This is a genomic window from Pseudothermotoga sp. U03pept (assembly GCF_051235805.1).
Classification (GTDB): domain Bacteria; phylum Thermotogota; class Thermotogae; order Thermotogales; family DSM-5069; genus Pseudothermotoga_B.
In genome coordinates this window covers 1,616,805-1,637,939 of the sequence record NZ_JBPNXV010000001.1, presented here as the reverse complement: position 1 = coordinate 1,637,939, position 21,135 = coordinate 1,616,805, and the positions used below count along the sequence as shown (strand labels likewise).

The window sequence follows — 21,135 nt, the reverse complement described above, 5'->3', positions numbered from 1 at the left end:
TAAAATGATCTTGAAGGAAGTTCTTAGGAGGTTACTGGATGAAGTGCAAGAAATGTTCCAAAACTGCCGTCATCAGGCTCATTCAACACAACACTGCTTTCTGCGCCGAACACTTCATCGAGTACTTCGAGAAATGCATTCAGAGAACTATCACCGAGTACTCGATGATTCAGAAAGATGACAGAGTTCTCGTGGCAGTTTCTGGCGGCAAAGACAGTATGACTCTCTGGTATGTGCTGAACAAACTGGGTTACAAGACTTCTGGTTTGTTGATCGATACAGGAATTGGTGAACTGAAAAGCAATGTGATTTCTGATTTTGCGGTAAAGATGTCAAGAGAACTAATGATCGTGGATGTAAAAGAGTATTTATCAGGACTTACGACACCAGAAGTAGCCAAATTGATAAGAAGGCCGACATGTTCTGTTTGTGGTTTAATCAGAAGATATCTTATGAACAAAGTTGCCTATGAGAACGGCTATGATCTACTGGTCACAGGTCATAATTTAGACGATGAGGTCTCATTTTTACTTGGTAATCTCTTGAACTGGAACTTGGAATACCTGCAAAGACAGGCTCCATTCATGCCAAAGACTCACAAGAGAATCGTGGCTAAGGCAAAGCCACTGGTTTGGTTAACTGAGAAAGAGATCTACGTCTATGCGATGCTCAACGAAATACCTTTTGAAAGCGAAAGATGTCCTTTCTCTAAGGATGCGAGCTCTCTGAGATACAAGAGTTTACTCAACAGACTAGAAATCGATCAACCTGGTACAAAATTGAGATTCTATAAACAATTTCAAAGGCTTAGTCTATTCCAACGTGATGCTATTTTGCTGAATGAATGTGTCACTTGTGGTTATCCAACGACGACTGATAAATGTTCTTTCTGTAGGATGAGAGAGAGGATAGAGAATGCCATGGGAGAACAGGCGAATTGATCTTTTCATACCAATAATCGTTGCCTTGCTGATGGTCGTAGGACTCTTAGCCATATACAGTAGCACGAGGGCCTACGGAACAAGCTTTGTGAAAAAACAGGTGATCTGGGACATTTTGGGTATGGCAGCACTCTTCTTGACGATGCTGCTCAGAGAGAGAGATTTGCAGAGGTTGAGTTGGTTTTTGTACTTTTTGTGTTTTCTCAGCCTTGTGTTAGTCCTTTTCTTTGGTACGGTCTCTGGAGGTGCCCGCCGCTGGTTTGATTTGAAGGTTGGATACTTTCAGCCATCTGAGGTTGCTAAGATATGTGTGATACTGATCACTGCCACGATATTGATGAGGAAAACTATCAAAAATCTGATCCTCTCTTTTCTGGTGGTTACTTCAATGGTGCTATTGGTGGCAGTTGAGCCAGATCTTGGCACAGCGATACTGCTTGTCGTTCTGTGGTTCTCGGTGGTCTTTTGTTCTCGAATGTCGTTGAAGCCTGTTCTTTTGATCATGATCATTCTACTCGCACTGCTGCCGGTGTTGTACTTCTTTGGGCTCAAAGAGTATCAAAAGGAAAGAATTATCTCATTTCTATCACCGTCAACCTTCAGGCAGAGTAGTGCATACAACGTAACACAATCTGTTCACACGATTGGTTCAGGTGGTCCTACGGGCAGAGGTTATCTGAAAGGTCCATCGACTATTTGGAGGTATGTCCCAAAGAATCATACTGATTTCATTCTGTCAGTCATAGGAGAAGAATTCGGATTTATCGGAATATCTCTGTGCATAATACTTTACTCTCTGCTGGCCTTCAGAATAGCGAATGTGATAAGGCTTGCAAAAAATGAATTCTGGCAGCTCGTAGATGTGGGAGTTATGACGATCTTTGTTCTGCACGTCTTTGTGAACATGGGAATGGCTATGGGAATAATGCCTGTGACTGGTATCCCCCTGCCTTTCATAAGTTATGGCGGATCGTCGACATTGTTCTTCTGCATCAAACTTGGTATGGTTGAAAAATCTTATGCAGTGGGTAGGACGGGTAAGGAAATGGAGGGAGGTCAACTGTGGTGAGAAAGAGGCGGGAATTCTTGGTGAGTTTTCTTGTTTTTCTCTTCATAGTTGCTCTTGTGTGTGGATCGGTTCTATCTATCTTCTCTTTCGTGTACTATCTCAAACAGAAAAAACAACAAGATGCGGTTGTTTCAAGTCTTGAAAAGAAGATAAACATGCTGAATGACAGGATATCAAAACTTGAATCCTCTTTTGGACCGAATTCTGTTTTCGACAAGTACATCTCGGCAGCGAATTTCCTTTCGAATACCTCTACAGACCTCGAAAGAATTGTCGAGGAACTCTACGATGATCCAACCACTGGATACTTGAGACTGTTCGTGATGGGACAAGAAAGCGTCTGGGTAACCTTTAGAAAAGGTGATACTGTTTATTTTTCGAGGGAACTAAAACCGGGATTGGCTCCGTACAAGTTCTACTACTTCAAAACTCCTCCAATACAAACACAGTATTCTCTTCAGGTACCAAGGGATTGCACCATTGTGATAGGCAAGCCTGGGATGGTGAGTTTCTTGATCTACGGTGTTGGAACGAAACAACATCCGACTAAGGTTATCACATGGAAAGATGCGAGGGTGAACAACTTAGAGTCAGATTTTTCTCTGTACATACCGAAATAGAATGAGGAGCCTGCTTGCGCAGGCTCCTCAGGCAGCTTGGTTCCATCCAAGGGGGGATAGGGGGGTCGCTGTCCAAGAAAATAATAACTCGAAAAATGTTACATGTCAATGACAGAAAATAGCCAGAAGTTGCACTGATTCTTAGAAATGTGTGAGAGATAGTTCTAATTGCTCTTTGAAAACCTGTCGCAGAGTGAACTGCCACCATTTATAGAAGTAGTGGCTTCGTGGTCAAGGCAACTACTGTTACCGAATTCCACACGCTCAAAGGGCTTCCCCGAAATATCAATTCATCTTAGCCAAACTCTTTACTTGGATAGTGTTATCATAACCGAAACTGAGTATCTATCAGCGGCAATTCATCTCCATCTTACAGAAGATGAAGACTTCTTGTTGAGGTACTGTTAAAATGGATAGAGCAGATTCTGAACGTCGAGTGAATCAAATGAAACCGAATAATAGATATCATCTTTTCAGATCAGGTTCACTGCTAATGCATGAAATCATTTGTTGCAGAAATTATCGGTTCTAAATTCTTAGCTGGAAACTCAGGCTCTGGCATAATCAGTTGTTGAAGAGAAGAACTGAGAAAGAAATCTTGAATTTTTTTACAGGAGGTGAAGTGTTTGAAGAATCAGATTCTCAGAAAAACAAAGTTAGCACCACAAGTGTACGATTTCGTTGTTGAAAATCCAGAGATAGCCAAAAGGGCAAAACCAGGACAATTCATCATAGTTCGTATAGGTGAAAGGGGTGAACGGATCCCTTTGACCATTGCGGATATCTATGAAAACAGTTTTCGAATGGTGGTACGTGCTGTTGGGAAAAGTACCTACCAATTGTGTATGATGAACGAAAACGATCTGTTGACAGATGTTGTTGGACCTTTGGGAAATCCAAGTGAAATCAAACACTTTGGTAATGTCATGCTGGTTGGTGGTGGTGTGGGTATAGCGACCTTACTTCCGATCGCCAAAGAGCTGAAGAGACACCAAAACAGACTCTTCATAGTTCTGGGTGGTCGCAGCAAAGAGTATGTGATCATGTTGGATGAATTTCAAAATCTTGCTGATGAGTTGGTCGTAACCACCGATGATGGTTCATACGGAGTCAAAGGTGTGGTGACAGATGGTATAGATATGCTTGTAAATAACTTCAGAATAGATATTGCCTGGGCTGTGGGACCAACCGTTATGATGAAATTCTGTGCCTTGAAGGCAAAGCAACTGGGACTAAAGCTATGGGTTTCTTTGAATCCAATAATGGTGGATGGCACAGGTATGTGTGGTGCTTGCAGGGTAACCGTTGATGGTCAGATGAAGTTTGCGTGTGTCGATGGCCCAGAGTTTGACGGAACGAAGGTGGATTGGGAGGAATTGCTCATCAGGTTAGCTCAATACCGCGAAGAAGAGCAGAAAAGTCTTAAGGTCTTCGAAGAAAGTGTCGGTGATCTGTCATGGCTGTGAGACCAAACCCCAAGAAGACTTTGATGCCAGAACAAGAACCCCACGAAAGGATTAAGAATTTCTCAGAGGTGGCGCTTGGTTATACCGAGGAGCAAGCACTAATCGAGTCACGAAGGTGTTTACAATGTCCAACGCATCCATGTGTCAGTGGTTGTCCTGTGGGAATAGATATACCAGGTTTCATAAGAGAAGTCAAAGAAGGGCGTTTTGACGAAGCGGCAAGAATCTTGAAACTGTACAACAACCTACCAGCTGTGTGTGGCAGGGTCTGCCCTCAAGAGGTTCAGTGCGAGGAAAAATGTGTCGTTGGTAAGATACCTGGTTCAGAGCCAGTGGCAATAGGAAGACTTGAAAGATTTGTTGCAGACTGGGAAGCTACCAATGTAAAAGATCCAAGGATAGAGATTGCTCCGTCAAAAGGTGGAAAGATTGCCGTCGTTGGTTCTGGTCCTGCTGGTTTGACAGCTGCAGCAGATCTCGCCAAAAAGGGTTATTCAGTTGATGTCTTTGAGACTCTTCACAAACCCGGTGGCGTCTTGGTCTACGGCATACCAGAGTTCAGGCTACCCAAAGCGATAGTTGAAAGAGAGGTTAAGTACATAGAATCTCTTTCTGTCAAAATTCATCTGAACACACCCGTTGGGAAGTCGATCTCCGTTGATGAACTTTTGCAAGAATACGATGCCATCTTTTTGGGAATTGGTGCTGGTACACCCAAATTCATGAAGATCGAGGGCACGAATCTGAATGGTGTCTATTCGGCAAATGAATTTCTCACGAGAGTGAACTTGATGAAGGCTTATCTGTTTCCCAGCTATGACACACCAGTGAAAAAGGGTTCGCAAGTTGTAGTTATAGGTGGAGGAAATGTTGCGATGGATGCAGCAAGAAGTGCCCTAAGGCTTGGTGCCAAACAAGTGAAGGTCATCTACAGAAGAACAGAGCAAGAGATGCCAGCACGTCGTGAAGAGTACCTGCATGCTGTTGAAGAAGGTATTCAATTCATGTGGCTCACACAACCGATAAAGTACATAGGAGATGAGAGAGGTAGGGTACTCGGAGCCGAATGCATAAGCATGGAGCTGGGTGAACCAGACGAATCAGGAAGGCGTAAGCCAATTCCAATCGAAGACAGCAGATTCATCGTCGAGGCAGACATGATAATCGAGGCAATAGGTACAGATGCAAATCGATTCCTACTGAGTGAGTTCAAAGGTTTGTCTCTGAACAAATATGGTTATATAATCGCTGACAGCGAAACTGGTGCAACAACCCTGAAAAAGGTCTTTGCGGGTGGCGATATCGTGACAGGTGCTGCAACTGTAATCGAAGCTATGGGCGCGGGTAAAAGAGCCGCTTATTGGATAGACAAATTTCTCTGCGGGGAATATAACCCTTGGTGATTAAAGAGTAGAATACAACTTGGGTTTCAAAAGGCGGCTACTGCCGCCTTTCATTTTTGATAGACTATATCACCGTCAATGAATACCTTTTCAACGACTGCTTTCATGTCGAATGGATGAGCTGACCAAACAACCAAATCAGCATCTTTCCCTGGCTCAATCGAACCAAGTCTTTCTGATAGACCGAGAATCTTTGCTGGGTTTATAGTTAACATCTTCAGCAACTCTTCCTCTTTCATACCGTATCTCATCGCTGCAGCTGCCTGAACAGTTGCAAATTCAAGTGGGATCACCGGATGATCACACATCAAGGCTACCAATACACCTTTTTGTACCAGAATGGAAAGACTTTCCATCGTCATGTCCCTCAATTCCAATTTCGTAGCAAAGGTGAGAAGAGGACCAGCGACAACGGGTACCTTCTTCTCTGCCAGCAGGTCAGCGACCTTGTACCCTTCTGTACAGTGTTCTATCACAAACTTCAGGTTGAACTCTTCTGAAATTCTTATAGCCGTCAAAATATCATCGGCTCTGTGCGCATGTATTCTTGCAACAAGCTCTCTCTTGAGGAGTTTTTCCCCAACCTCATACTTTGGATCTGTCTCTGTGAATTCCTTGCCCTCCTTGTTGGCGAGTTCTTTCTTTTTCATATAGTCTCGCGATTTCAAAAGAAAACTTCTCACAACGGCAGCCGTACCCATTCGCGTCGTGGGCATCGTCTTTTTCTCCGAATAGACTCGCTTAGGATTTTCTCCAAATGCCATCTTCACACCTTCAGGATTGACGATGCACATTTCTGCTGCCGTTCCCTTTTTGAATTTTGCTATGAAACCCTGTCCTCCAACTGGATTGGCACTGCCCATGACAACAAATGCTGTTGTCACACCACCGCTGAGTGCTTTTCTTATTGCAGTGTCATCTGGATAAAAAGCATCCAAGGCAAATAAATGGGCTGTCACTGGATCTGTCATTTCATTGCCTTCACTCTCGGTATTGCCCAGACCCTCTGGGTAGAGTCCTATGTGCGAGTGTGCATCGATGAAACCTGGAAAAAGGTACTTCCCTTCTAAATCAATCACATCGGCACCTTTGGTCGCTTTGATACTCTGAGCAATCTGTTGAATCTTGCCACCTTCAATCAGAAGATCACCTTTGAACGGCTTTTTCACAATTGAGAAAATCAATGCATTCTTGAGTAAGATCTTCACACAGTCACCTCCACTTAGTTAGTAGTACGTACTTTGAGTTTACCATAACTGCTATAAATGTATTATTATTTATTTATCAGAAAGCCTGGAGGTATTCTGATGAAAAAGGCTGGGGTAATTTTTCTCTTAGCGGCAGTTATCTTTGTAGTATGTATCTTCATCTTCTACAACTTGAACTTGAGGAACTTCAAAGAGAGAATTCAAACTGCAGAAGCTGTTATTGATGGAGCTGCTAATTTCATTGCTTTAGCGTTGAGTGAGAACTTATTTACTTCAGATCAAATGTATGAAGCTGCTTTGAATGATGCACAGAGTTACATTCAGTCCAAGCTTCAAGAGATAAAGACAAAATACCTTCATGTGTTGAGTGCATCAATAAAACAAGCAAGTGCACAGACGGTTGAAAAGATTAAAGATTTTCAGATAAATTTCACATCCAAGAACCTTGAAGTGGTATTGAAGATCTACGATGAAAATCGTCTTAGGCATCTTACGGAAAAACTTGCCTTCGTTGTCATCGATCTGGAAGGGTTGCTCAGCTCGCTTGGTTTCACAGATATCGTATTGTGCGAAGAGAGCAAATTAACCATTCACGGTATCGGATGTAAACCTACAACTGCACTCCTCAGCTCTGGAGATTACCTTTTTTCCTTTCTTGTTTCAGTGACATCGGTTGTGTTCATAAGATGGCTAAGTGTCAGAAAAATGGTGCAGTTGGAAAGAAAGTACAAAGATGAACTGCTCAAACGAACTCAGTTGCACGAGGCACTCTTGAAATTTACAGAACTCATCTTGAGTGGGAATACCGAACAAGCCTCTCAGTTTATTCTTGAGAAGGCTGTTGAGTTTGTTCCGGGTGCACAGGCTGGCAGTCTGTTGATGAAAGAGCAGGATCATTTTGTCTTCACCAATGTCTGTGGTTATGATCGCAAGTTTGTCGACAGAATGTTCTTCAAGGTTGAAGAGCTTGCACAGGGCATGAATAAAGAGATTAAGATCATTCGTAATTTGCATCAGTTGAATGAGCAGAGTCTTGACCAAGAGCGAAAGAAACTTTTGTATTCGGACGAGCGTGTTGGTCAAATAAAGGTTTTGTTGTCGGTACCAGTTGTTGTACAAAATGAGACGATAGCCTTTTTCAATCTGGACAACTTTGAAACCGAGGACGCTTTCGACGAAAGATCTATTGAGATTGCACTACTGCTGGCAGGACAGGTTGGCTTGCTTTTTGAAAGAATCAAGCTTGAAGAAGAACTCAAAAAACAGAAAGAAATGCTTGAGTATCTTTCTTATCACGATTCACTCACTGATTTGCCAAATAGGAGACTACTTGAAGAATGCGCCGAGAAACTCTTTGCGCTCGCTCGAAGGGAAGAGAAATCAATCTCTTTGGTCTTTGTTGATTTGCACAAATTCAAAGAGGTGAACGATACCTTTGGTCATCCAGTTGGTGATCAGATTCTTAAGATAGTCGCTACGCGTGCTCAACGAGTTGTCAGAAAGAACGACATCTTAGCAAGATTGGGCGGAGATGAATTTGTTTTCTTGCTCTACAATTCTACTTCCGAAGAGTCTGCGGCTTTTGCAAGGCGCCTGCTCTTCATAATTCACGAGCCGATTGTAGTTCAAAATATTACTTTCTCAATCTCGGCGAACATGGGTATCGCTTTCTACCCAACCGACGGAGATAATCTTGAAACGCTTTTGAGAAATGCTGATATGGCTCTGTACGTTGCAAAGAGGAAGAAAGTGCCGTTTGCGTTTTATAAGGAGTCAATCTGAGCCACTACTGGAAGAAAAATCTGTTCAGTGATCTCGACTCTAAGATGACACGAATATTACGTGTTTATGAACCTCGACAAAGATTACTTGCTCGGGAAAGGCTCTATGAATGCAATTTTGCACAATGTGGTATGCCGAAGAGAAACCAGACCACAGGGTAATTTTGCCTCTTGATTGTACAAACTGTTTGTCCGAACCTTCACCAACGCTCTATCATAATGAAAAAATGACAAGTGCCCTGAATATATTAAAAAAACAAACACAACTTTCTAACAGAGTAAAGAGGTGGTTTGACCACCTTTTTCTTTGCTCGGTATAATGAACGAAAAAGGAGGTTGTTCTAATGCGTCGAGTAGTTGTTACCGGCATGGGAATCGTTTCACCAATAGGTGTTGGAAAGAGCGAGGTTCTACAATCTCTGAAAGATTCGAAGATAGCAGTTGATCAGATAAAAAGCTTTGATGCCAGCAATCTCCCAGTGAGAATCGCCGCTGAGGTTGCAGATTTTGATCCAGAGGCTTTCATTGACAAGAAACTCGTCCGTCGAACCGACAGATTTGTACATCTTGCCCTTGCAGCAGCAAAAGAAGCAATCGAAGAGTCACAGATAGATCTAAAGAGATACGCAGATCGTGCAGCGGTGTTGATAGGTTCTGGCATGGGTGGATTTATCACACTCGATACCGAAAACAACAAATTTCTTTCGCAAGGTGCGTCGAAGGTGAGCCCATTCTTGATACCCATGCTTTTGATAAACATGGCTTCGGGAATTGTGGCAATCGAGCATGGTTTGAAGGGTGTAAACTTTGCACCAGTGAGCGCCTGTGCTGCGTCTGGTCATGCCATAGCACTTGGAACGTTACTCATCAGGCATGGATATGCTGATCTTGCAATTGTAGGTGGTGCAGAAGCAACGATAGCACCACTTCCAATTGCAGGTTTTGCAAACATGAAGGCTTTATCAACTCGAAATGACGATCCAAAAAGGGCTTCAAGACCATTTGACATTGCCAGGGATGGATTTGTCATGGGTGAGGGTGCTGCCATCTTGATCCTTGAATCAGAAGAAGTGGCAAAGAAAAGAGAAGCTCAGATCATTGCCCAGATAAAAGGATTTGGCATGAACGATGATGCTTATCACATGAGCGCACCAGATCCCAATGGTGCTGGTGCAGAAGCAGCGATGCGCATGGCTTTAAAGGATGCGCAAATTGAGGCAAATGAAATCGACTATGTCAGTTGTCATGCGACGAGTACGCCCGCAGGAGATATTGCAGAGGCGAAGGCGATAGAGAGAATCTTTCAAGATAGGGTTCTTGTCAACAGCACCAAAGGTTTAATGGGGCACTTACTCGGTGCGGCAGCGGCTGCTGAAGTTGTTGTGGGAATTCTTCAGATGCAAAATGGATTTCTGCACGCAATGCCCAACCTTGATGAAAAAGATCCAGAAGTGAAGGTCAACGTCGTCGGCAAAAGGATAGTTCCTCTACAGATTCGCAACTTTATCAAAAATTCTTTCGGTTTTGGTGGGCACAACGTTTCACTGGTCGTTGGGAGGTATGAAGGTTGAGGATCGACGAGATAATGAAAATACTGCCACATAGATTTCCGATGCTCTTAGTTGACAAGATCATCGAAAAGACAGAAGATCATGTCTTAGCAGTCAAAAACGTAAGTATCTCTGAGATATTCTTTCAAGGTCACTTTCCAAAATACCCAATCTATCCAGGTGTATTGATCATTGAAGGGCTTGCTCAGACGGCAGGAATAATGTTACTGAAACCTGATCAAGACACAATACCTTTATTCCTTGGCATCGATGAAGCCAGGTTTAAATCAGAGGTCAGACCGGGCGATCTTTTGATCTACGATGTCAAACTGAAGGAATCAAGACTTGGCGTTTTCAAGGTGAGCGCAGTTGCAAGGGTTGAAAACAGAGTCGTTGCAACGGCGACGTTGTTACTCGGGGTGAAGAAAGATGACAAACAGAGTGACTGAACTTCTGAAAATTGAGTATCCAATCTTGATGGGCGGTATGGCTTGGGCAGGTACAGCAAAGCTCGCCGCTGCCGTCTCAAACGCAGGTGGTCTTGGGGTAATAGGTTCTGGTGCCATGAACGCAGATCAGCTTTTGGAAGCGATACAAACCTTGAGAAAACTGACAGATAAACCATTCGGTGTGAATATCATGCTTGCTTCACCATACGTTGATGAATTAGTGCAAGTGGTTTTGAGAGAAAGTGTTCCAGCAGTCACCTTTGGTGCTGGTAACCCAGCGAAATACATTCCAACTTTGAAAGAAAAAGGTATTGTCGTGATGCCTGTAGTTGCTTCTGACTCGCTCGCAAGGTTGCTTGAAAGGTCAGGCGCCGATGCCGTTATAGCGGAGGGCATGGAGTCAGGAGGGCACATAGGTGAAGTTTCAACACTTGTTCTCGTTGACAAGGTTGTGCGTTCGGTGACAATACCAGTCATCGCAGCGGGCGGAATCGCAGATGGCAGGCAAATGGCAGCGATGTTTGCATTAGGAGCAGAAGGCATACAGATGGGTACAAGATTTCTTGCCACAGTTGAATCACAGGTTCATGAAAACTACAAAAGCAGGATATTGAAGGCTTCCATAAGAGACACGGTGATTACCGGAGCTGCACTTGGACACCCCGCAAGGGTTCTGAAAAGTCCATTTGCAAACCACATACGTCAACTCGAGGCGAAAAGCCCATTGGAGGCTGAACAGATTCTTGTAGGCAGTTTGAGACGCGCTGTTTTAGAAGGCGATCTGGAATCGGGTTCTTTCATGGCAGGTCAGTCGGCAGGTTTGATAGAACAGATTTTGCCTGTCGAGAAGGTGATTTCTGAGGTTGTGCAAGAATTCTTTCAAACCGTTGAAAGGTTGTGCAAGGAGGTGCTAAGATGAAGGCTTTCATCTTTCCAGGTCAAGGTTCTCAATACTCTGGGATGGGAAAAGATTTTTCTGTTTATCCAAGAGCATACTTCTTTTTTGAAAGAGCTCAAGATGTTCTGGGAATTGATATGTACAGACTGATGAACGAGGATGAAGAGATTTTAAAACTGACTGAAAATGCTCAACCAGCCATCTACTTGGCGAGTTACATAGCCTTTGATGAACTCATGAGAAACGGTTATCTTCCTTCGGTGTTGGCAGGGCACAGTCTGGGAGAATACACAGCTCTTGCGGCGGCAGATGTCTATGACTTCGAGTTGGGATTGTACATAGTCAGAAAGAGGGGGGAATACATCTCTCAAGCTCTCGTTCCAGGACAAGGTACAATGGCAGCAGTTGTTGGTTTGAGTTTTGCCGAAGTTAAAAGGCAGATCTCGGGTGTAGAAGGAGTCTGGATTGCGAATCACAACGCAGAAGATCAAGTTGTTATAAGTGGTCTAAGGGAAGGCGTTTTGACTGCCATGCAGTTGCTCAAAACGAAAGCGAAGAGAGTCGTTGAACTGAAAGTCAGCGGACCTTTCCACACACCTCTGCTCGAAGTGGCAAAAGAAAAGATGGCGCGTGAACTTGAAGACGTCAAGTTCAGAAAACCACGCTGGCCCATTGTCATGAATTGTACGGCACGAGAAACAACCGACCCACAAGAGATAAAACAGTACGTATTAGAACAAATAACTTCGCCTGTTCTGTGGTACGATTCGATTCTCACTATAACGAAAATGAGAATTCTCAACTTCATCGAAGTTGGACCAGGCAAAGTCTTGACAAATCTTCTGAAGAGATCTGGTAAGATCTCCTGTCAACATTTCACAGAATTCATTGCACAACAGAGTACAGTTGAGGTGGTGCAAGTCTGAATGAAAGTCAAGGTTCTTGCTTTTCTTTAGCTGGGTTTAGCGGGATCTTTTGATCAGCCATTCCGACCAAGGCATCGTAAATTGGTTCGCTTTTGAGAAATCCAGACACGATGTAGGACACAACCGAAACCAAGATCGTAGGTAGAAGATGACTGAGCGAACCAAAAAGTTCTGCCGTAAGAACGATACTCGTTAGAGGCGCCCTGATGACAGCCGTTAAAAAAGCTGCTACTCCAAGGATTGTGAAGTTCGGTAAATGGAAAGAATCTATATTGCTCAAAAAAGCAATCGACTGTGAAAAAAGAGTTCCTGTCATTGCACCCATAGATACCATCGGCAAGAATATGCCTCCTGGGGCTTTTGAGCTGTAACTGATCAGAGTGAAAAGAAATTTGATCGTAAGCAAAATCACGAGAGTCTTTATGGGAAAAGAACCAGCTAAACTGTGAACGACCAATTCGTGACCACCGCCGAGCACTTCTGGCAAGAAAAGGATAAGGAAGCAAGCAACGATGGTCGGGATGATCACAACGATATATCTCGAATTCCTTGAAAGAGCGACGCAACGCAAAAGAGACTTTTCAAAGACCCAGCCACCTATCGCTGCAACTATTCCCAGGAGGATGACAAACGAATAGTATTTCAGTGGTAAGACGTTATTGATTTTCACTGGGAATACCGGGTTCATTCCAAAAGCAGTCTTAGAAATAAGATCGGCAACAATTACGGCAATCGAACAGTTTACGATGGCGAACATTGAAGGGATCATCCGTAGTTCTTCAATAGCAAAGGCTATGCCAGCCAATGGTGCGTTGAACGCAGCAGCTAATCCAGAGCTCGCACCTATTATTATGAACTGTTCCTTAGTTATGCTCTTGTGTGGTATTGTTTTGTTCAGCCAATGTCCTACCGAAGATCCGATCTGTATCGAAGGACCCTCTCTACCAAGAGAGAAACCGTTGAATATCGCCAAAATACCTCCGATGAACTTGTAAAGCAAGACTTTCAACGGATCGTAGTCGATCTTTCCCAAGATGAGCATTTTAACCTGTGGTATGCCACTTCCACTGGCAAACGGTACTTTTTTTGCTATTTTCGTCAGAATCAGCATGATTGGTATTGTGAGACTTAACCAGAGAAAAAACTCGCTGTATGAGTCGATAGATTTTCTCAGGATTTCAACTCTTGAAATAGAGAATCTGTAAGCAGTTACGGTGATGCCGACTACTAAACCAATGAGCGCACTCGAAAACAAGGAACGCATTTCTTTCAACTGTAATCCCACCCAGTAGATTTCCATATTCTTCTCAACATGATAAGTACAGATCTTTTCACCAAATAGACGATTAGGTAAAGGCATGTTCATGATGGATTTGAAGAGATACCACGTGATTTTCAAAGAAAACCGACAGGAAAATTAGCAACAAGGCGAATCTGACTGATAAAGGTAGATCATCGCCGCCTTTGAAGATATATGTGCAGATATGAAGCCAAACGATATTTGACTCAATAGTTGACTTTTGGTATCCTTTGAGTGAAATACTTAGTCAAACGATTGACCTACCGTAAATAAGAGCTTTTCTGTCACTTTGTAATCTTGTTTTCAAGGCAAATGTGTCTTCTCTCAGAACTCCAAACTGTTCGTGAGAATTTATGGTCGCTTCAGCGACCTAAATAGAGGAGGTGGAGTATGAGAAGTTTCAAAGTGTTAGTCCTGTTATTAGCCTTAGTCATAGCTTTTGCTTCCATCGTTGAGGCTAAGAAGTTGGTCTATGGTTATGTAACACCTGGTCCCGACACTTGGTACAGGAAGGATGTAGAAGGTTTTGTCTATGCGGCAAATCTTGCAGGTGTTGAAGTCGTTGTTCTGAACTCTGATTACGATGTAGAGAAAGAGATTTCCAACATTCAAACGCTTGTCAATATGAAAGTCGATGGCATGTGTATTTTCTCATTCAATCCCAATGGTGCCTTCATTGCTGCAAGAGAAACTGCAAAAGCAGGTATACCCCTTGTGGTGACCGACAACGTAGGTGAAGTTTTGAGAGCAAAAGATCCCGTTGTCGCTTGTATCGATTTCAACTGGGATGCCATGGGAAAGGACATAGCACAGTACATCGCAACCAATTATCCAGGTGAAAACATAGCCGTCATAATGGGAAGATTAGAACACGTACCAGTTCAGATGTTCCTAAAGTCCTTCGAACCAGCCGTGAAAGAGCTCGGAAAAAACAAGATAGTTGCAATCAGAGATGGGCAGTACATCCCTGACGAAGCGGTGAAGCAAGCTCAAGACTTGGTTGAATCTGGATACAAGTTCTCCGTTCTGTTTGTTTTCAACGAAGAAATGGGTGCTGCGGTGGTTCGAATGCTCAAATCCAGAGGCTTGCTCAACAATCCTATAAAGGTTATCACGACTAACGGTGCACCTTATGGAATTGAATTGATCAAGGAAGGCAGCATCAAGTACTCCATTTCAAGCTCTCCAGGATGGGAAGGTTTTGTCTCCTTCTTGGCGTTGCACTCATATGTAACCGGCAAGATAAAGGCATTGAGACAGTGGATCTTCTTGCCTATCACACCTATAACTCCAGAAACGATCGATGACAAGACGAAGGTTGTCCCGTGGGACATAGATCCAGTGTGGATCCAACTCACGAAGGAATACTTCCCAGAGTACAAAGGCTTGTTGGACGTTCTCAACTGATAAAGCCATACGACTGGGGATGAGTTAATCTCATCCCCAGTCTTTCGATCTTTGGAGATGATCAGAATGGACAAAGAAACTGTCGTTGAGCTGAAAAAGATAGTGAAGATCTATGGTGAACACAAGGTTCTAAAGAATGTTGACTTTGACCTGAGATCCGGTGAAATACACTGTCTTGTGGGGGAAAATGGTGCCGGAAAATCCACTCTCATAAAGATTCTGTCTGGTGCGGTTACACCAGAATCTGGAGAGATCTTCATTCTTGGGAAGCATACAAGAGGGCTGAATCCAAGGCTCGCCATCGAACTTGGAATTACAACAGTCTATCAAGACGCTGAACTTGTTGACTCTTTGACGGTTGCTGAAAATGTTTTTCTGGGTAATGAACTGAACTCAAGCATACCCTTGAAGATCAATAAACGCAAGCAAGTAGAAGAGACAGAGAGAATATTTAGAAGGCTTGGCATAAACTTGAATCCCGACGAATATGTTGCCAACCTTTCTACCGCACAAAAGCAGATGCTACAGATCGCAAAGGCATTGCACCGCAGCGCTAAGGTAATAATCATGGATGAGCCAACAAGCTCTCTGGGCTTAGAGGAGACAAAAGCACTTCTGAATCTGCTGAAGAATCTCAGATCGCAAGGTCTCGGAATAATATACATTTCTCATTATCTGAACGAAATCTTTGATATTGCCGATAGATTAACAATCCTAAAAGATGGTGAAAAAGTGGGGACGTACTCTGCTACGGAAATCGATGTGAATACGGTTATTAAAAAGATGGTTGGCAGAGACACCGCATTGTTCTTTCAAAGAAGACCTGTTCAAATCAAAGAGGTGCTTCTCAGGGTGAATAGGCTCACCAAGAAAGGAATTGTGAACGGTGTGACCTTCGATGTTAAAAGAGGTGAGGTTTTCGGTATTGGTGGTCTGGTTGGTTCGGGTAGAACCGAATTGGTGAGCATGATTTATGGTGCCCTGAGACCAGATGACGGGGAAATTTTCTTGAAAAACGAAAGAATAGAACTTAAGTCTCCGTTAGATGCTATGAAAAAGGGCATTTGCTTTGTTTCTGAGGATCGAAAAAAATTGGGTATGTTTACTGGTAGAAATTTAGTTGAAAACTTGGTGATTGCCAAGAACAATTTGTCTAAGAGATTTCTGCTCAACTTGAATCAAGAAGTCATACTATCGACAGAGATAGTGAGAAAGCTTTCAATTGCTGTAGCCGATAGAGATCAACTGATTGAGGAGCTATCGGGTGGTAACCAGCAGAAAACCATAATTGGGAGATGGCTTTTGAACACAGATGCCCTGCTCTACATCTTCGATGAACCCACAAAAGGAGTAGACATTGGTGCAAGAGAGCAGATATATGAGATAATTCTACAGCTTGCAGAACAGGGAAAGAGCATAATAATGGTTTCTTCAGACATGCCTGAACTTTTGTCGATGAGTGACAGAATTGGTGTAATGAGAAATGGTGAGATGACTCACATTCTGGAGAACAGAAATGTGAAAGAAGAGGATTTGATGAAGCTTTTCATAGGTGTTTAACTTTGGGAGGTTATCGGCATGGTTGAGTTGAAGAGCTCAAACAACGGAGTGTTACCCAAGGGGAAGAAACCGATCTACAGAAATCAATGGTTCTTTTTGTTGCTCGCTGAGATTGTCCTTGCGATTATCACCGGAAGCATAAATCCACGATTCTTCGGAATCAGTAATATGACCAATATCCTTGAGCAGATAGCCGTTCTTGGAATACTCGCTTCGGGTATGACAATGTTGATAATCTCAGGCGAGATAGATATATCGGTTGGTGCAAACATTGGTTTAGTCAGTTGTGTGATTGCGATGATGATCAAGAATGACGTGAGCTACTTGTGGATAGCAGTAGTAGCCTTGGGCTTGGCGGCTTTCAACAGTGTCTTGGTTGGTTCTTCATCACTTATCTTCAAAGCTCCTTCGTTCATAACTTCACTGGGTTTTTTGAGTGTCTTCAGAGGAACAGCATATGCAATAACAAAGGGAGTTTTTCAAACTATCTACGGCAAATTTGAAGCGCTTGGTTTGACACGAATATGGAATATATTACCACTCGGCTTCTTGATAGGCATACTGATCTATTTTGTATCCCACTTTCTCTTGAAATACACCAAACTCGGTAGGCACTTTTATGCAGTAGGCAGCAACCCCGCAGCAGCGTATTTGTCAGGGATTTCAATCTTCAGAACGAAGCTACTCGCTTTTCTGATCAACGGTTTACTGGTTGGTCTGGCATCGATGATACTATTATCGAGGGTTGGAGCAGCTCAGCCAACAACCGGTTCAGGACTGGAACTGAGGGCAATTGGTGCGGTAGTGATTGGAGGGACACCGCTTTCAGGAGGTAAAGGAAATATCTTAGGAACCTTCTTCGGTGTTCTTCTGATGGGTATAATCTCCAATACCTTGAACATGTTGAGAGTCAATCCATACTTTCAGGAAGTTGTCTTCGGAATCTTTATAGTGGCATCTCTTGCCGTGAGTGCTTTCAGTGCATATGCTGGTAAGGGTATATTCAAGAAACGTATTGGCTGAGAATCCAAGGAGGGATAAATATGAAAATAGGCTTTCACACAGATGCGTTCAACTCGGCAGTTTTCAGTTTTGAAAAAACTTTGCAGTGGGCAAAAGATCATGATGTGCATTACATCGAATGCGGCGTGATCGAGAGTCTTTCGTGGATACACGGCCTTGGCTACTTTCCACATATATCCTTGTCTGAGGATCCTTTGAAGATGAAGGAGAAGATGGCTAAGTATGGTGTGAGGTTTTCCCAGTTGGATGCCGCATACCCGCTCTCAGGAAAAGATGGTGTGTATTTTGGGGTGCAGTACGTTCAAAAGACGCTCCCTTGGGCAAAGCTGATCGGTTGTGAAAACATAGCCACTACCGACGGATTGAACAAACCTGAAGATCTTTCAGAAAAAGAAGCCATGGAACTGATGAAGATGTCTTATTCTTACCTCGTAGATCTTGCAGAGCTGTACGATATCAATATAAATATAGAAATACACGGCTACTTCACCACAAAACCTGAAATGCTTGAAAAGATGCTTGATTTTGTGAAGAGCGAAAGACTTGGGCTGAATCTTGATACTGGGAATACCTACATAGCAGGACAAGATCCTGTTGAATTCTGCAAGAAATTCATAAAGAAGATAAAACATGTGCACATAAAAGATGTGTCTGAAAGTCTCGCGATGAGCTTGAGAGGTAAGGATACCGGCATAGGTATAAGCCACTGCGCCGTAGGGGAAGGTGTCAATGCTGAAAATATTCGAAAAGTTCTGCAAATACTCAGAGACAACGGTTACGGTGGAACTCTGAGCATAGAGTGTGAAGGGAAAGGCGGTATACTACTCGAAAAGTCACTCCTTTGGTTGAGAAACACCTTGAAGGAACTGGGCATTCAAGAAGAAAAGTAGAGAGGTGTTCAGATGAAATTGCAGAATTTTCAAGCCAAGAAAGTTGAGATAATGAAGAGTTTTCTCGAGTTCAAGAGAAAGTACCCACAGAAATTGGAGAGAAGATTCGACCTGTCATGGAGCATCTGGATGTTCGGTCGAGAACCAGTTGAAAGATCTTTGAAAAGACTGAAAGAGAATGGCATCGATTACGTAGAGTTAAAGGGAGACAGCTATACTCATGATCTTCATCAGAATTTTGAGCTGATCAACAAATGGCTTGAAGATTTTCAAATGCAGGTCTCTGGGATTTGTGGGCTGTATTCAGATTACAATGATCTTTCGAGCATTAATCCATACGTGAGACAGGCAGCCATTGACTACATCAGAAGGCAGATAGAATATGCCCAACTCGTTGGTGGTAGGTATCTCATAGTGGTACCAAGTGCCGTTGGAAGAACAGTACCGCAGGATGACTATGAGCTGTACAGAAGTGCCGAAACTTTGCGGCTCTGTGCCGAATACTTTGAGCAATCCAAAGTTATTGCAGCTGTTGAACCGATAAGATCTGCCGAGGTGAGTCTGGTTCACACAGTTGAACAGGCTTTGAAATACATAGAATTGGTGAATCATCCTGCGATTTACTATGTAAACGGCGACATTTACCACATGCTGTGTGAAGAGAAAAACATCGCACAAGTAATTCTTTCATGTGGAGATAGGCTCATAAACTTACATATAGCAGACAGTAATCGCGATGGACCTGGGAAGGGTATGATTGATCTGGATTTGGTGATCATGGCGGCGTACTTAGTTGGTATGAATCAAGAAGGTAGGTTCATCACCTTTGAACCACTTGGACCATATACGAATCCATATGTGCTTGCAAACTCTGTACCAGATGAGTCCATGATGAACAAATTGGTCAAAGAGTCCGTTGAATATTTCAGAGAGAGAGAAGAGATAGTCAGAGAAATGACTGAGTCAGACCTCGCTGCTATCACTTTCTGAGTCAATTCTTGAAGGAGGTTAGCAGGTGACCAAACTCAAAGAGATAGCACACTTAACAAAGGTGTCGGTCTCGACTGTATCAAGGGTTCTGAACGGTAAGGGTCAAGTCAGCGAAAGGAAACGCAAGGAGATCTTACGTGTGGCTAAGGAACTTGGGTATACACCAAATTACCACGCCAGAGTCATGGCAAAGAAGACAAAGATCACTTCGATAGGTCTCATTGTGCCAGATATCGTGAACCCATTCTTCGCACGTCTTACACGAGGTGTTGAAAAAGCTTGTGGCGAAGACACACTGGTCGTTCTTATGGATTCTTTCAGAAATCTGGAGAGAGAGGAAAAGCTAATAAGAAATGCACGATTTCACGGAGTCGATGGAATCATAATAGGCAACTCCCGCGTCAGTGATGATTTGGTGCTCGAGGTTTCTTCGTACATCCCCGTTGTCGTGTTCGATAAGGATTATAATATGGAGAACGTTGTCTCAATTGTGCTGGATAACTTCTACGGTGCCTACTGTGCCACAAAACATTTGATAGAAAGCGGTTGTGGAAAGGTCGTACATTTGGGTGGAACTCATGAGCTGTACGTCTCACTCCTAAGGCTTGAGGGTTATCAGGCAGCTCTTAAGGAATTCAATTTGCCACCATCTGCCTATGCCGTTGGTTATGATGAAGTTGCTGGTTATGAACAGATGAAGAAGATTCTTGCCTCTGGGCACATCGTAGATGGTGTCTTCTGTATGAACGATCTTGTGGCAGTTGGTGCCATGAAGGCGATTAGAGAATTCGGTTTGAGTGTGCCACAAGATATAGCTGTCGTTGGTTTCGACAACGACGAGGAACTTTGTGAAATCATCTCACCATCTCTTTCTTCTGTTCATCAACCTGTTGAAGAAATGGGTGAGATCTCGGCAAAATTGCTCTTTGAATTGATCAAAGGTAACACAAAGGTGAAGAGATATGTTTTCTCGCCAAGGTTGGTTGTGAGACAGTCGAGTCTCAAGAGAAAGGACTGATGATTCTGAAGAAAATTCTTGTTGTTTCAGCTCACAGCGATGATTCAGTCATAGGCATGGGTGGAACCATAAAGAGATTCACATTGAATGGTCATGAGGTTCATGTGATCAGCGTTTGTGGTGACAGAATAGTGGGGTTTGAGGACGCAATGAAGCTGCTCGGGGCAAAACCGATGTACTTTCAATACTCGTATGGCAAGATAAACCAGCACCAGCTGTCAGAAGATCTTAGGAAGGTCTTTCAAGAATTAGATCCACAAATTGTTTTTACGCATTGGGATAAAGAGATCCTTTATGATCATCAGATAGTCTCTGAGCAGACGGTGAGATTGGCAAGAACTTTCGAAAAACAGATCTATCTTTTTGAGATACCAGCCTCGAGTATAGATTTCGACTTCGATGTGGCTGTTGACATAACGCAGTTCTTTGAGTTCAGGAAAAAGGCGATAGAGCTCATGAAGGATGCCTTTGAAGAGAAAGTCTATTTGAAAGAGATATTGCCGTCTATTGTCTATGCACCTGGTTTCAGAGGCATTCAAGTTGGTTGTGAGTTTGCAGAAGTTTTCAAATACTGCGGCTCAAGGTTTCCTTTGGCTCCTTACAGGAAAAAACTTTTGGACATCGCTTCGATTTGAG

The 21,135-nt window shown here is 43.2% G+C and carries 19 protein-coding genes; 17 read left to right on the top strand and 2 right to left on the bottom strand.

Annotation, left to right across the window (positions count from 1 at the left end; translation table 11 throughout):
- Nucleotides 1-38: 38 nt before the first annotated feature.
- The 5 genes from ACSFC1_RS08040 to gltA all read left to right on the top strand — a co-directional run bounded on the left by ACSFC1_RS08040 (nucleotide 39) and on the right by gltA (nucleotide 5,499).
- A complete protein-coding gene (locus ACSFC1_RS08040; RefSeq protein ID WP_435565584.1) occupies nucleotides 39-941 on the top strand; it encodes a TIGR00269 family protein in 903 nt (300 codons plus the stop codon).
- Nucleotides 916-2,010, top strand: coding sequence for an FtsW/RodA/SpoVE family cell cycle protein (locus tag ACSFC1_RS08035; RefSeq protein WP_435565583.1), 1,095 nt, complete (start codon nucleotides 916-918; stop codon nucleotides 2,008-2,010). The genes ACSFC1_RS08040 and ACSFC1_RS08035 overlap by 26 nt, the downstream gene beginning before the upstream one ends.
- On the top strand, nucleotides 2,007-2,630 hold the full coding sequence (locus tag ACSFC1_RS08030) for a hypothetical protein (protein ID WP_435565582.1): 624 nt from the start codon (nucleotides 2,007-2,009) through the stop codon (nucleotides 2,628-2,630). Before ACSFC1_RS08035 ends, ACSFC1_RS08030 begins: the two co-directional genes overlap by 4 nt.
- 626 nt (nucleotides 2,631-3,256) lie before the next feature.
- Entirely contained in the window at nucleotides 3,257-4,096 is an 840-nt protein-coding gene (locus ACSFC1_RS08025; RefSeq protein WP_435565581.1) for a sulfide/dihydroorotate dehydrogenase-like FAD/NAD-binding protein, read from the top strand.
- Complete coding sequence (gene gltA, locus ACSFC1_RS08020) at nucleotides 4,087-5,499, top strand: NADPH-dependent glutamate synthase (protein ID WP_435565580.1); 1,413 nt, start codon at nucleotides 4,087-4,089, stop codon at nucleotides 5,497-5,499. Before ACSFC1_RS08025 ends, gltA begins: the two co-directional genes overlap by 10 nt.
- A 50-nt stretch (nucleotides 5,500-5,549) precedes the next feature.
- Here the strand turns inward: gltA and ACSFC1_RS08015 are convergent, their stop codons facing one another.
- On the bottom strand, nucleotides 5,550-6,707 hold the full coding sequence (locus ACSFC1_RS08015) for an amidohydrolase (RefSeq protein ID WP_435565579.1): 1,158 nt from the start codon (nucleotides 6,705-6,707) through the stop codon (nucleotides 5,550-5,552).
- Between the two features lie 99 nt (nucleotides 6,708-6,806).
- On the opposite strand from ACSFC1_RS08015, the gene ACSFC1_RS08010 reads away from it, so the two are divergent.
- The 5 genes from ACSFC1_RS08010 to fabD all read left to right on the top strand — a co-directional run bounded on the left by ACSFC1_RS08010 (nucleotide 6,807) and on the right by fabD (nucleotide 12,311).
- Nucleotides 6,807-8,489: a diguanylate cyclase domain-containing protein gene (locus tag ACSFC1_RS08010; RefSeq protein WP_435565578.1), complete on the top strand. Its 1,683-nt coding sequence runs from the start codon at nucleotides 6,807-6,809 to the stop codon at nucleotides 8,487-8,489.
- A gap of 343 nt (nucleotides 8,490-8,832) precedes the next feature.
- A complete protein-coding gene (gene fabF, locus ACSFC1_RS08005) occupies nucleotides 8,833-10,059 on the top strand; it encodes a beta-ketoacyl-ACP synthase II (RefSeq protein WP_435565577.1) in 1,227 nt (408 codons plus the stop codon).
- Nucleotides 10,056-10,487: a 3-hydroxyacyl-ACP dehydratase FabZ gene (fabZ, locus tag ACSFC1_RS08000; protein ID WP_435565576.1), complete on the top strand. Its 432-nt coding sequence runs from the start codon at nucleotides 10,056-10,058 to the stop codon at nucleotides 10,485-10,487. The genes fabF and fabZ overlap by 4 nt, the downstream gene beginning before the upstream one ends.
- Nucleotides 10,468-11,406 (top strand): enoyl-[acyl-carrier-protein] reductase FabK, encoded by a 939-nt coding sequence (fabK, locus tag ACSFC1_RS07995; protein WP_435565575.1) that lies wholly within the window; start codon nucleotides 10,468-10,470, stop codon nucleotides 11,404-11,406. Before fabZ ends, fabK begins: the two co-directional genes overlap by 20 nt.
- Complete coding sequence (gene fabD / locus ACSFC1_RS07990; protein WP_435565574.1) at nucleotides 11,403-12,311, top strand: ACP S-malonyltransferase; 909 nt, start codon at nucleotides 11,403-11,405, stop codon at nucleotides 12,309-12,311. Before fabK ends, fabD begins: the two co-directional genes overlap by 4 nt.
- A gap of 7 nt (nucleotides 12,312-12,318) precedes the next feature.
- Here the strand turns inward: fabD and ACSFC1_RS07985 are convergent, their stop codons facing one another.
- A complete protein-coding gene (locus ACSFC1_RS07985) occupies nucleotides 12,319-13,575 on the bottom strand; it encodes a ClC family H(+)/Cl(-) exchange transporter (protein ID WP_435566016.1) in 1,257 nt (418 codons plus the stop codon).
- Between the two features lie 426 nt (nucleotides 13,576-14,001).
- Between ACSFC1_RS07985 and ACSFC1_RS07980 the strand changes: the two genes are divergently transcribed.
- The 7 genes from ACSFC1_RS07980 to ACSFC1_RS07950 all read left to right on the top strand — a co-directional run bounded on the left by ACSFC1_RS07980 (nucleotide 14,002) and on the right by ACSFC1_RS07950 (nucleotide 21,134).
- A complete protein-coding gene (locus ACSFC1_RS07980) occupies nucleotides 14,002-15,018 on the top strand; it encodes a sugar ABC transporter substrate-binding protein (protein ID WP_435565573.1) in 1,017 nt (338 codons plus the stop codon).
- A gap of 66 nt (nucleotides 15,019-15,084) precedes the next feature.
- Nucleotides 15,085-16,578 (top strand): sugar ABC transporter ATP-binding protein, encoded by a 1,494-nt coding sequence (locus ACSFC1_RS07975; RefSeq protein ID WP_435565572.1) that lies wholly within the window; start codon nucleotides 15,085-15,087, stop codon nucleotides 16,576-16,578.
- An 18-nt stretch (nucleotides 16,579-16,596) separates the two neighbouring features.
- The gene (locus tag ACSFC1_RS07970; protein ID WP_435565571.1) at nucleotides 16,597-17,601 is read left to right on the top strand and encodes an ABC transporter permease; all 1,005 of its coding nucleotides are present in this window, start codon (nucleotides 16,597-16,599) and stop codon (nucleotides 17,599-17,601) included.
- A gap of 20 nt (nucleotides 17,602-17,621) precedes the next feature.
- On the top strand, nucleotides 17,622-18,491 hold the full coding sequence (locus tag ACSFC1_RS07965; RefSeq protein ID WP_435565570.1) for a sugar phosphate isomerase/epimerase family protein: 870 nt from the start codon (nucleotides 17,622-17,624) through the stop codon (nucleotides 18,489-18,491).
- A gap of 12 nt (nucleotides 18,492-18,503) precedes the next feature.
- Nucleotides 18,504-19,481, top strand: a complete 978-nt coding sequence (locus ACSFC1_RS07960) for a sugar phosphate isomerase/epimerase family protein (RefSeq protein WP_435565569.1) — start codon at nucleotides 18,504-18,506, stop codon at nucleotides 19,479-19,481.
- Nucleotides 19,482-19,506: 25 nt separating this feature from the next.
- Entirely contained in the window at nucleotides 19,507-20,499 is a 993-nt protein-coding gene (locus tag ACSFC1_RS07955; protein WP_435565568.1) for a LacI family DNA-binding transcriptional regulator, read from the top strand.
- On the top strand, nucleotides 20,499-21,134 hold the full coding sequence (locus ACSFC1_RS07950; RefSeq protein ID WP_435565567.1) for a PIG-L deacetylase family protein: 636 nt from the start codon (nucleotides 20,499-20,501) through the stop codon (nucleotides 21,132-21,134). The genes ACSFC1_RS07955 and ACSFC1_RS07950 overlap by 1 nt, the downstream gene beginning before the upstream one ends.
- Nucleotide 21,135 lies beyond the last annotated feature (1 nt).

Coding starts and splice junctions, on each gene's coding strand:
- ACSFC1_RS08040 (WP_435565584.1), top strand. CDS start 39: ATGAAGTGCAAGAAATGTTCCAAAACTGCCGTCATCAGGCTCATTCAA.
- ACSFC1_RS08035 (WP_435565583.1), top strand. CDS start 916: ATGCCATGGGAGAACAGGCGAATTGATCTTTTCATACCAATAATCGTT.
- gltA (WP_435565580.1), top strand. CDS start 4,087: ATGGCTGTGAGACCAAACCCCAAGAAGACTTTGATGCCAGAACAAGAA.
- ACSFC1_RS08010 (WP_435565578.1), top strand. CDS start 6,807: ATGAAAAAGGCTGGGGTAATTTTTCTCTTAGCGGCAGTTATCTTTGTA.
- fabF (WP_435565577.1), top strand. CDS start 8,833: ATGCGTCGAGTAGTTGTTACCGGCATGGGAATCGTTTCACCAATAGGT.
- fabK (WP_435565575.1), top strand. CDS start 10,468: ATGACAAACAGAGTGACTGAACTTCTGAAAATTGAGTATCCAATCTTG.
- fabD (WP_435565574.1), top strand. CDS start 11,403: ATGAAGGCTTTCATCTTTCCAGGTCAAGGTTCTCAATACTCTGGGATG.
- ACSFC1_RS07985 (WP_435566016.1), bottom strand. CDS start 13,575: ATGCGTTCCTTGTTTTCGAGTGCGCTCATTGGTTTAGTAGTCGGCATC.
- ACSFC1_RS07980 (WP_435565573.1), top strand. CDS start 14,002: ATGAGAAGTTTCAAAGTGTTAGTCCTGTTATTAGCCTTAGTCATAGCT.
- ACSFC1_RS07975 (WP_435565572.1), top strand. CDS start 15,085: ATGGACAAAGAAACTGTCGTTGAGCTGAAAAAGATAGTGAAGATCTAT.
- ACSFC1_RS07970 (WP_435565571.1), top strand. CDS start 16,597: ATGGTTGAGTTGAAGAGCTCAAACAACGGAGTGTTACCCAAGGGGAAG.
- ACSFC1_RS07965 (WP_435565570.1), top strand. CDS start 17,622: ATGAAAATAGGCTTTCACACAGATGCGTTCAACTCGGCAGTTTTCAGT.
- ACSFC1_RS07960 (WP_435565569.1), top strand. CDS start 18,504: ATGAAATTGCAGAATTTTCAAGCCAAGAAAGTTGAGATAATGAAGAGT.
- ACSFC1_RS07950 (WP_435565567.1), top strand. CDS start 20,499: ATGATTCTGAAGAAAATTCTTGTTGTTTCAGCTCACAGCGATGATTCA.